The following is an 11706-nucleotide window of genomic DNA, read 5'->3' on the forward strand; positions in this document are numbered from 1 at the left end:
CTACAGTTCATTATTAATGAACGTTTAATTCTAATATATCAATTTTACTGCACATAAACTCTGATTTATAATATACCTATCTGCAGATAATATTCAACCTAAGTTCATCGGAGGATGTGATCATGATTAACACAAATATTATAGGGGTGTCTAAACATTAGACTCGAGTAGGAGTTGCACCAATGACACGCACGGGCGCAACTTCTGAAGGTCTTGCGACTGAACAAATGATTTCATATTATTCTTCACATTTACTCGTCACTAATGCGTTATATAGCCAATGCTATTTTAACCAACCAGGAATAGTTAACTACAAGCACATTCATGGAAAAAGGATGTGGAAACTGTCCATCTGGAAGGTGCGAAAAATATTTGTTCAAATTGACCATACAGGAGCCCTTTCTCATGGGAAGCGTTTTGTACAAGGAACTATAGCTCCATCTGCTCTACAATCAATTTTACTAGATTAGTTCCTTACTGCAACAATGAGCGTACTGATGAAAATGGAAACAGAGTACGTCTTTTGGTTTGTTCGACCCTTATCTATCAAGGTGTCATAGGATGGAAATCTACGAACCCGAACTCTACAAAGGAGCGTGAATTAAAAAAATGAACGACACAGCCAAGAAGAAGATAATTGAACACTTCCTTAGCCTTTATGGGCAAGGTCGATGGGGTGACCCTCAGAATACGGAGCCGTTGAACGTACTTCTCGACATGCTCACCGATGATGTCGAGTGGTGGATGAGCGGACTTCCACACCCCGGGTTCGTTTCTAAGGATAAATTCCGATTGATGCTGGCCCCGCTGGACAACATTACTGACGGGCCACTTCAGATCGTCCCTACCGGTTGGACCATCCAAGGGGACCGTGTCGCAGTGGAAGCCTACTCAACAATGAAGTTGAAGAGTGGACGTCGCTATCAGAACCATTATCATTTTCTCTTTGAGCTCCGGGGCGATAAAATCGCCGTCTACCACGAGCATCACGACACGGCTCACGTTAACGACGTATTAGTCAATCTCACGGATGACGCCGAGAAATAAAGCAGCTTATATGGTGACGGGATTGATTTAGGGCTCCGCAGGAGGAAGTATTAAACAAAAGTGGAATGATAGCGTAGTAGAATAACCGATCGTCACCTGCGCTATTAATTGTAACTAGGATAGCATCGCTACGCTCCTTATATAGTCCACTCGGGGCCACAGCGAAGTGAGTCCCTCCACTCAACCATTAAAGTTTATTAGATAATTATCTAATCGGCCAAGTATCCAAGTTCTTGTCATTGAGTTACGACAAGAACTTATATACTTCAAATCATGACCACCCGTCCAACGGGTGGTTTGCTCTTGGGGTATAACCCCCTGTTGCCAAACTGCGCCTAAAGACGCTAGCCTGACCACAAATCTGTTCAGGCTCAGTGTTATTTGTCACTTTCACTTACCAGTCAAACTGGTTTATTTCTTTTTGTTCTTGTTGCTGCTGAACGGATCTTCATACTCTTTTACACTCAGCTTATCTATGGCTTGATCATGTGCTTCTTGTTCACGAATGTATTTCGCTACGGTTGCTTCGTTTAAGCCCACTGTACTTACATAATATCCTTCTGCCCAGAATTCCCGATTCCCATATTTATACTTTAACTGCGCATGCTTCTCAAAGATCATTAACGAACTTTTCCCTTTTAGATATCCCATAAATGCTGATACAGATATCTTTGGCGGAATTGCTACCAACATGTGTACATGATCTGGCATCATATGACCTTCCAGAATTTCCACGCCCTTGTACTTACGTAAGCGTTTAAAGATTTCAATTAAGTCTTTTCTTACTTGATTATAGATCTCTTTCCGTCTATACTTCGGGGTGAATACAATCTGGTATTTGCACATCCACTTTGTGTGAGCTAAACTATAGCTCTTGTTTGCCATCGAAGACCATTCCTTTCTCTTGAGCCTGAACATCTCAATTGTATCGGAATGGTCTTGTTGGTCAAACCCTCGATCCCTCCACCCGCATAGCGGGTGGTTTTTTGTTTCGCGCGTTTCACGCACTCAACTGGCTAAAGCCTAAACAAAAAATCCGCATATTATGCGACTTTTAAAGCAATCATGTTCTTGTCGTTGGACAATTGGCCACCTACTCACCTGGCTGAAGGCTACCGCCATATTTTTCCGTCTAGCTAACCATAAGCCCCCTTTCAAACCACTCCTTTTGGCCACTAACCCATTCATTAGAACAAGCGTTCCAGAGGATACGCGAAAGATGAATTCCTGTAGGGTTTCCGCGTTCAAGGAGTCGCAGGCATAGGCAAGCATGAGGAACTGCTGGAAAGCTGCACGGTCTACAAGGAGATATTTGACTCCCAGCTAACAGAAAAGGAGGCCGACAACGTATGAAAGCCAAGACAAATAAAAAGCAGCAAGCGCCAGTAAATACCTTTGAGACAGAGGATGTTCCAAAAAACACAAAAGCAACGATTAAAAGCTCCATAGAGGCGGTTTGCAGTTTCATAATCGCGTTCAGAAATCATTGGAAGCTCTCCCTTCTTCTTTCTGAGATAGTTGGATGGTGATGAGTGAAACCTCAATTTGCTCATAAAGTAGAATTTTTAAGTCATCCGAAGCATAGGTGGTAATCGTTGCATTAACTAGCCCCCCATACTGCGGGTATTTTACTATCAGCTTTCGGATGAAATCCAGTTTATGATCAACATCTTCTTGAGTTAACTCTTCCTCTGTCACGGTAAATACTGGGCTTTCATTCATTTTAAAAAGCATCCAAATATCAAAGGCTTCCCGGCACTTGACCCATTCGCTAAAATCATCTTCTTCAAAGAACTGATAAATGGATGTTGAAATTTCCCCGGACTCAAGTAAACGAGAGATGAGTGGAGCCCACAAATCTAAGATTCGGTCCCAATCTAGTTCCATCGGTTTTATGGCGGTTTGAACATCCTCTCCCTCAACAAAATCCACCACCCGTTGAAATGGAGTTTGTTCCATGGCTATCCATTCGAGCGGGAACAAAAATGGTTTTTGTGGAGAAAACATCGAATTGGCTATCAGATACAGGGCATCTGGATGCTGAAATCCGTGTTCTTTTCCTTTTTTCCAAATTGACTCCTTAAAGGTCTTTTTCGGGCGTGACCAGAACATGGCGATAAAGTGATTGCTACGGTATTCAAAGTCCGTTCGGATATTCCCAATTACCAGTTTTGCCAGGTAATCATGGGACTTGCTTGTACGCTGGATACGGTGCATTAACCGTTTGATATTTTTCTTTTTTTCTGGGTCTTTGGCAATGCTGACTTTTTCCAGTACACTCATCATTCGGGTATAGCCACGTCTTTCCTCACTGAACTGTTCCTCAATATCTTTAAGATTTTTCTAACCCATCCATGGTTTCGCTGGACAGCAAATAGCTCACCCCCTGCTAAACGTTTCGTTATTGTTTTTTCCTTCTATCTGTCTACACTTGTGAGGTTTTGTCGATGGGAACGCAATCCGTTAGAGCTTCGGCGTTAAACACTTCCTGCGCAATCCGCTCTTTGTTTTGTAATAAAAAAGTAAGCAATTCCTTTGTTTTTAGAACCTGAAATTCGGATAGAAATAAAGCAAGCTGTCTCTCTGTAATTTTCTGTTTGGTAATAATAGAAGTCTTCTGACTCCAGCCATGACGCAAGGACCATTCATAAAATTCCGTCGCGAGATGAATGTTAAACTTGGGATAGGTCCTCTTAAAATCAATAAAGATTTTATAACCTTCTGGGTCCAAATCCCCCGCATATCGCACGTTAACGCCGCCCGGGTTGGAAAGCATATCCTCAATATATTCAAAGTTTCCTATTATTCGGAATCCAGCTCCAAAGATAAGGAGTTCCGGCTTACACTCGAAAGGCCACTTCTTTTCATAGATTAGCTGTTTACAGGTATTAAAGGTAGATAATCCCTCTAGCACCAGTACCTCTTGCACAGTAACCACTGTTGGGTTTTTAAAGTATACAAAAGGCTCCCGAACTGGATAACACACTAAGTCATCCAACGTAACCTTTAACCGTTTGAGGAAAGACTTCCCCTCTTTACTGCCTAGCCATTTTTCCTTTTCTTCTTTTTCGTTCCAAGGAGATAACCAGGAAAATAAATGAAGTGAACGCTCCTCCCTGGATATCGGCGTTCGTAGATGCCTTTTCTTCATAAAAGCGTGGATAATTTTTATTTTCCGCCATTCATCTTCTGTTTGTAACTGGGGGCTCGACCGGTAATACGATAAATCTAGCAGGTCGGATACTTCGACATACTGGTCGTATGACCAACTTTGGAGCTCCTTGTTGTTTCTAAACCAATACCACTCTCTTAGGAGCTTAGGCCCTTTTTTTATAACCCGTGCCGTTCTAGGAATCTCTAATACTCCATCATTAAGCAATTGGTCAATTATCAAAGAAAAAAGTTGAAATCCACCTCCCGCTTGGTATCTATTTATATCGTGAAAAGCACGAATCACTTCTTTTTCTATTGCAAACATACTAACCTTTTTCCTACTCCCTATTCTTAATCTTTGGGATAAATTATCTAATAGATAGCTAATTATTTCTTCCTTCTTCATTGGCCCCCCTTAAAAAGTACGCCGACGTCGAATACTATATCTCCATATTTATAACTACCTAAGGAATAAAACAAAGTAAAAAACTCATAAAATGATAGATTTATTATCATCTTTACCAGGAAGTTAAACATTTATTTATTCTTTCTTTTCAGTATCAATTTCTTTTTAGGCATTTCTTCTCCTCAGGAATTACACTAATAAACGAGTTTTCCTTGAGTTTCAGGATACGTAAAAACGCCAAATAGCCCCTATCTATAAATCAGATGGGAGAAGAGCTAGAATATATCCAAGTTTGAAAAAGTGGCAACAAGGAAATCAAGTGCTTTTCGAACAATATCCAGGAATTGGGGAAACTGAACAAACAGGTACATCAAATAGTGGAACAGAAACAAACTGTTTCCTTGGCTGTCAAATCCCACTCAAAATTATCGTACTTTCTTTCGCACTCGCAGTGTGTTGTTGAAGAGCCAATTCTTTCGCCTAGTTATAAGCGATGAATTGATCTATCACCCTTCTAGATCGTTGTGGATCCGATCCACTCTTTTTGCATACGAGAAACCTCTCCCGCAGATCTTAACTATGGTGACTGCTTGCGGAAACAGGCTCTTAGGCAGCAATTTTGCCTGCTGCATAGAATCGAATCCCAAACTAGGAATTCATCTGTGATTTTACTTTTATTGGTTAGTTCGATCTTTCAATCTGTTTCTTTTCCAATATCTCCATGTTGTTTTGAATAATAAGTCTCTGAGCACCACTTAATTTGAGGCTCTCTATTCTTTTCATAAATTTTTATTAGTTGGTTTAAAACAAAAATCTTTTGTACAATATTTTCACAAAAAAAATTAAGCTGCCGATAATAAAAATTAATATCTTTTTGATAAGCCTGGCAATCCTTTTGATTCCTCTCATACACATCAAGAAGTTGGAATAGACAATTTACATTAATCTAATATTTCTCAGAAATTAATAAACAAAATGAAAACAGATTGACACTTTTTAACCCCGGCCTAACAAATACAATCTAAAACAGGTTTGCTAATTATCTAAATATCCTCGAAAGCTAAAGACAAACTTTGCCTGAGTATCGACGGATCTTCCAAAAAGCAGAAAAAGATTTGAATGAGGGTAACACTTTCCCAAAAACGGGTTATCATTTCACCTACTATTCATAACTTAAAAACAGCCTCGATATAGGAGCTTTTATCGAGACTGTTTATGTTAGATATTAAATTCCTGTAGGTAAGAATGTATATAACAAAATTTTATTATAGTCGAGCAAAGGTGATTTTCCCTTTAGATAATGTTTGTCTCACTTCTTGTTATAAAAAATATACTGTCCTTTTTCACCATAAAATAAGAAAACTTAGATTAATCATTAACAGATAATTTTGTATTTACTTAGCCTTAATTCCCGATTTTATTGGGTTTTCGGGGACATTGACTGTCTCATTTAGATGGTATAAACAGTCTCATTTAATAATATAATTAGTCTCAATTGATGATATAACCCACATAAGAAAACTTAGATCAATCATTAACACGCTGTCTCATCGCCTCAAATAATAGCACCGTAGAAGCCATCGCTGCATTTAGCGATTCCGCTTGCCCCTGCATCGGGATGAACACCGATTCATTGACCATGCGTGCGGTGGCATCGGAAATGCCTTGGCCCTCGTTGCCAATTACGAGCCAGGTGGATGCACGCAAATCCACGTCATAGCATGACAGGCTGGCATCCAGCGAGGTGCTGATCAAGCGGGCCCCCTTGCTTTGCGCCTGCGGCAATAGCTCTTCCAGGCTGCCCTCAATCACGGGCAAGTGAAACAACGATCCCATGGTGGAGCGGATCGTTTTGGGATTATACAGGTCGGCGCAGCCATGACCCAGAATAACGCCAGCAGCTCCGGCGGCGTCCGCACTGCGGATGATGGTGCCTACATTGCCGGGGTCCTGCACCCCGTCCAGCACCATCACGAGCGCATCTGGCTGCTCCAGCAATGCCGCGAATGCGCTGGGCTCCTCCTTACGCACGATGGCGAAGACGGACTGCGGCGTCTTCGTGTCGGTGCATTTGGCAATGACCGCCGCCGACACGGGAATCCATTCCATCGGCTGGTCAGCTTGATCCAGGCCATTCAGCTCAGCGGGAATGCCCTTGTCCAAATCATAAGCGACGCTTTCAACAGCCGCGTCTGAACGCAGCGCTTCCTGCACCAGATGAATACCCTCGACAATATATTTATGCTGCCGGGTGCGATGCTTTTTCTCCAGCAGCTGCGCCCATTCTTTTACACGGGCATTGTTCGGTGAAATGATTTCCATACGTTATCCGTCCGTTTCTTTAAAAATAAATGAAGCTTCACTTGTGCTTAAATACCAAGCCTCTGCTATGCAGCAAAAGCTAGCTCCAGCTTGGCCAGATCATCTTTATGACCCACAATGACCAGCACATCCCCCGCCTCCAGCCGATCTTCCGCATAAGGTGAGATGTTCATTTCCTGATTTCTGCGAATCGCCATCACATTGCAGCCGAAGCGTGCGCGTATATCGAGCTCCTTGAGATTTTTTCCAATCATAGAATCGGCGGCTTTCATCTCCAGGATACTGTAGTCCTTGGACAGCTCGATATAATCCAAAATATTGGGAGAGGTCAAATGATGGGCTACCCGCAGCCCCATATCCCGTTCAGGATAAACAACTTTATCTGCCCCAATCTTGCTCAGCACTTTCCCGTGTAGTTCATTTTGCGCTTTGACCACTAGAGCCGGTACACCCATGTCCTTAAGGATCAATGTCGTCAGAATACTGGCTTGAATATCTTCGCCAATCGCGACTACAATCACGTCAAAATTACGAATACCCAGCGCTCGCAGCGCTTCCTCATCCGTCGAATCGGCAGACACGGCATGCGTCACAATATTTGACATCTCCTGTGTACGCTGCTCGTCCGAGTCAATAGCCAGTACATCAAACCCCATCTCACTCAGTGCGGTGGCAACACTGGAACCAAAACGCCCCATGCCGATGACCGCATACTGTTTTTTTGCCATTCCTTCTTAACCTCCCGATCACCATTCTGTCCGTCATAGTATAGCATAACACGCTACAAACATAAATTTTGGCATGCTTATGCCAAATGCTTCTTCATGTATACCTCTCTGTAGCGCAAGCCATAATACACCTGATAACTACTACAAACATACGGGAGGTACACATGCCCATTACACTGGATTTACGACAAGCGATTGTTCACAAAGTTCACGGCAAATCAGAAGCTGATCTTACAGATATGATTATGGGGTCAGTGGATGGACCAGAGGCTGCTTTGCCTGGATTGGGTGTCATTCTTGAGGTCGCCTGGAAGCACATGAGCCCTAACCAGCAGCAGGAGTTCGTCCATTTGGCGCATGAACAAATTGATAAAATCAAACCCGTCCCATTAACCTAGTTCCTACGGTGCAAATTCTTGTTTATGTTCAGCCATGCTCATGATTCTGCTCTTATCCGAAAATGACAATAGTCCACTCGCCGTAACCTTGAGTGGACTATTCGTTGTGTAGATCAAAATGGCAGAGATCAGTCTGCGATGCTGATTAAACCTTATGGAGCCATCTCCAAAAACTTGGCTGACGGATTTTTCTCCATAGCGGTACGCATAGCATATTCGTTTTCGAACAAGGCGACATAATTACCTTTTTTATCTTTTACCAGCGTAGAGTTAATACGGAATTTGCTCGGATCAATCTGCTCATCCACGATCCAGCGTGCAAATTGGAATGGCATACGCTGAAGCTGTACGTCTACTCCGTATTCGCCCTTCATGCGATATTCAAATACTTCAAATTGCAGTTGGCCGACAACACCCAGTAGCGTATCGTCGAAGCTTACCGTACGGAACACCTGAATCGTACCTTCCTCGGTTAGCTGATCAATCCCCTTCTGATACTGCTTGTGCTTCAAAGCATTTTTCACAGTAACCTTGGCGAAAATCTCAGGCGAGAAGGTCGGCAATTCATCAAATACGATCTCGCTGCCTTGACTGAGTGAATCGCCAATACGGAAAATACCCGGATCAAACAATCCAATAATATCGCCCGGGAAAGCTTCCTCGACAATATCACGATCCTGTGCCAGAAACTGCTGCGGTTGGGACAGCTTAATCTCTTTGCCCATCCGAACATGCTTAACACTCATCCCGCGTTGGAACTTACCAGACACAATGCGCAAAAATGCGATACGGTCGCGGTGAGCCGGGTTCATGTTAGCTTGAATTTTAAATACATAGCCGGTAAATTTCTCGTTCGTTGGCTCGATTTCCCCCGCTGTGCTGCGACGCGGCTCCGGTTTAGGAGCAAGCTGGAGAAAGTTTTCCAGGAACGTCTGCACACCAAAATTGTTGATCGCACTACCGAAGAAAACAGGTGTTAATTCTCCGCGCTGTACTTTCTCCATGTCAAAAGGATCGCCCGCTACATCAAGTAGCTCCAAATCCTGACACAATTGGTCATGCAGATATTCCCCCGCCATCTCGCGAATGATCGAATCATTGTAATCCTCCACTTTTTGTACCTTAATCGTGGAATGATCGTCTCCCTGAAACAACTCGACCTGATTCTTGACACGGTCGTAGACACCACACAGATCCCGCCCTGTTCCAATCGGCCAGTTCATAGGAACCGAACGGATACCAAGCACCTGCTCCAGTTCTTCCATCAGATCAAAGGGGCTGCGTCCCTCACGGTCCAGCTTGTTAATAAATGTGAAAATCGGAATTCCGCGCTTCGCACAAACTTGAAACAGCTTGATCGTTTGCGCTTCCACACCTTTCGCCACGTCAATCAGCATGACCGCGCTATCTGCGGCTGTCAACGTGCGATACGTGTCTTCACTGAAATCCTGGTGACCCGGGGTATCCAGAATATTAATACGATGTCCCATAAAATCAAATTGCATAACCGAGGATGTAACCGAAATCCCCCGCTGCTTTTCTATTTCCATCCAGTCACTCGTCGCATGCTTGCTTGCTTTACGTGCTTTGACTGTACCCGCAAGACGGATTGCGCCCCCGAACAGCAGCAGCTTTTCCGTCAATGTTGTTTTCCCCGCATCTGGGTGAGAAATAATCGCAAACGTGCGCCGTTTGTCAACTTCCTGTTGAAGTATATCTGTCGTTTTACTCATTTCACATATCCCTTCATGATCAAATCCATTGCATTCGTTGCTCAAGCTATTCATAAAAAGGCCATGATACACGCCTGATTTCATCACCATATTCATTATAAATACGATCTTATTTACATGTTTTAGCCTGCCTTTTAACTTATAATCAGTTGCAAACTGAAAACCTGAGACTAAGCTATTATAGCATACTCCGAACGCAAAGCATCCCCTTACATCCTGAACAGGACATAGGGGGATGCTGGACAAATCGGGATTACTGAGCGCCGCCTACCCGCCAGATGACATTATCTTCATCCTGACCGCTAACCGGCCACCACTTGAAGCCATCCTGCTCCAATAGCTTGTGGGCACCTTCCGGTCCCCATGAGCCTGCAGCATAGGTTTCCAGCGTATCCGGGGTTTGCTGCCATGCCTTGGCGATTCGATCGACGAATCCCCAAGCTGTGGCAACCTCATCCCAACGCGTGAAGTACGTCGAGTCACCCTCAATCGCGTCCATCAGCAACCGTTCGTAAGCCTCGGGCGAGTTGATTCCCACCATGCAGCTTTGGCAAAAATCCATAGCCAGCGGCTCGATATCTGATTCGGAGCCAGGCTTCTTGGCATTGATTTTAATGTAAATGCCCTCCATTGGATTGACTCGAATGACGAGCAGGTTCGGCTCCAGCTTATGCTTTTGACCGAGATATACATTTGTCGGCATGCTCTTGAACTCCACAACGATCTCCGTTGTTTTGACAGGGAGACGTTTGCCCGTGCGAATATAGAACGGCACGCCCGCCCAACGGAAATTATCTACAAACACGCGAGAAGCAAAATAAGTCTCTGTGTTCGACTGTGGATCAACCTTGTCCTCTTCACGATATCCAGGCAGCTGCTGACCGCGATAGCTACCTTCTGTGTATTGGCCACGTACCACATTGGTTTGCACATCCTCAGTCGATTCAAAAGGACGCAGCGAGCGCAACACCTTTACCTTTTCATCACGGATATCCTCAGGCAGCAAACGACTAGGCGGTTCCATCGCAATCATCGTCAGCATTTGCAGCATATGATTCTGTCCCATATCGCGCAAGGCTCCGGAATGATCGTAGTAACCTCCGCGTTCTTCCACGCCTACCGTTTCACTAAGTGTAATTTGCACATTGGCAATATGCTTATTATTCCACAATGGTTCAAAGAAAGCGTTGGCGAACCGGATCACCTCGATATTTTGTACCATTTCCTTGCCCAGATAGTGGTCGATCCGATAAATCTCTTCTTCGGCAAATACTTCACGTATTTCAACGTTCAACTCTTTTGCGGATTCGAGGTTATAACCGAATGGCTTCTCAATGACAAGACGATTCCAGCCTTTCCCATCCAGCATACCGCCTTCTTTCAGGCTCTTCGACACGTTACCGAATAGTTCAGGAGCCAAAGCCAAATAAAACAGCCGATTTCCCGGAATGTTAAACTTGTTCTCGATAGACTCTGTCTGCCGTCTCAGCTCATGGAAGCCTTCAACATTGTTGATATCCAGCGATTTATATTCAAAATGCTCGGCAAACGCCTGCCATTCTTGATCATTTTCTGCCTTGTAGCGACTAAACTCCTGTATGGAAGCGTACAAGTCATTACGGAATTCTTCCTCTGTGCGAGGGCGTCTTGCTACACCAATAACGGCGAAATCTTCAGCAAGCTTTCCTTCACGGTACAAGCTGTAAATCGCAGGAAATAGCTTACGGCGAGCCAAATCGCCAGTAGCACCAAAAATAAACAAAACTGCACCTTGTGTCACAACAGATTCTTTAACAGGTATGTCAGCCATGAAGTACCTCATTCTTCCCATGTCAAGATTCCGCAATCCACAATCCTCGAAATCCGCATGTAGTATTGTGTATATTTAAACAAGATCATACTTGATTTTCGAAAAACAT

General features: G+C 43.7%; 10 protein-coding genes. 3 read left to right on the forward strand and 7 right to left on the reverse strand.

Annotated elements, in window-relative coordinates; translation table 11 throughout:
• Positions 1 to 182: 182 nt before the first annotated feature.
• Positions 183 to 470, forward strand: a complete 288-nt coding sequence (locus KQI_RS0110465; protein WP_010346733.1) for a beta/alpha barrel domain-containing protein — start codon at positions 183 to 185, stop codon at positions 468 to 470.
• Positions 471 to 609: 139 nt separating this feature from the next.
• Positions 610 to 1047, forward strand: coding sequence for a nuclear transport factor 2 family protein (locus tag KQI_RS0110470; protein ID WP_010346734.1), 438 nt, complete (start codon positions 610 to 612; stop codon positions 1045 to 1047).
• Between the two features lie 411 nt (positions 1048 to 1458).
• On the opposite strand, the gene tnpA is transcribed toward KQI_RS0110470, so the two are convergent.
• The 5 genes from tnpA to KQI_RS0110500 all read right to left on the reverse strand — a co-directional run bounded on the left by tnpA (position 1459) and on the right by KQI_RS0110500 (position 7656).
• Complete coding sequence (gene tnpA / locus KQI_RS0110475; protein ID WP_010346735.1) at positions 1459 to 1932, reverse strand: IS200/IS605 family transposase; 474 nt, start codon at positions 1930 to 1932, stop codon at positions 1459 to 1461.
• Between the two features lie 591 nt (positions 1933 to 2523).
• A complete protein-coding gene (locus KQI_RS0110480; RefSeq protein WP_029390109.1) occupies positions 2524 to 3333 on the reverse strand; it encodes a hypothetical protein in 810 nt (269 codons plus the stop codon).
• Positions 3334 to 3472: 139 nt separating this feature from the next.
• Positions 3473 to 4606 carry a Wadjet anti-phage system protein JetD domain-containing protein gene (locus KQI_RS0110485; protein WP_010346737.1) on the reverse strand — a complete coding sequence of 378 codons (1134 nt, stop codon included), beginning with the start codon at positions 4604 to 4606 and terminating at the stop codon, positions 3473 to 3475.
• A 1527-nt stretch (positions 4607 to 6133) separates the two neighbouring features.
• Positions 6134 to 6928 (reverse strand): TrmH family RNA methyltransferase, encoded by a 795-nt coding sequence (locus KQI_RS0110495; RefSeq protein WP_010346738.1) that lies wholly within the window; start codon positions 6926 to 6928, stop codon positions 6134 to 6136.
• A 65-nt stretch (positions 6929 to 6993) separates the two neighbouring features.
• Positions 6994 to 7656 (reverse strand): potassium channel family protein, encoded by a 663-nt coding sequence (locus KQI_RS0110500; RefSeq protein ID WP_010346739.1) that lies wholly within the window; start codon positions 7654 to 7656, stop codon positions 6994 to 6996.
• 164 nt (positions 7657 to 7820) lie between these two features.
• Between KQI_RS0110500 and KQI_RS0110505 the strand changes: the two genes are divergently transcribed.
• Positions 7821 to 8054, forward strand: coding sequence for a small acid-soluble spore protein SspI (locus KQI_RS0110505; RefSeq protein WP_010346740.1), 234 nt, complete (start codon positions 7821 to 7823; stop codon positions 8052 to 8054).
• 152 nt (positions 8055 to 8206) lie between these two features.
• Here the strand turns inward: KQI_RS0110505 and KQI_RS0110510 are convergent, their stop codons facing one another.
• The gene (locus tag KQI_RS0110510; RefSeq protein ID WP_010346741.1) at positions 8207 to 9787 is read right to left on the reverse strand and encodes a peptide chain release factor 3; all 1581 of its coding nucleotides are present in this window, start codon (positions 9785 to 9787) and stop codon (positions 8207 to 8209) included.
• Positions 9788 to 10040: 253 nt separating this feature from the next.
• Positions 10041 to 11597, reverse strand: a complete 1557-nt coding sequence (gene zwf / locus KQI_RS0110515) for a glucose-6-phosphate dehydrogenase (protein WP_010346742.1) — start codon at positions 11595 to 11597, stop codon at positions 10041 to 10043.
• Positions 11598 to 11706: the final 109 nt, after the last annotated feature.

It is taken from the genome of Paenibacillus peoriae KCTC 3763, from assembly GCF_000236805.1.
Taxonomy (GTDB): Bacteria; Bacillota; Bacilli; order Paenibacillales; family Paenibacillaceae; genus Paenibacillus; species Paenibacillus peoriae.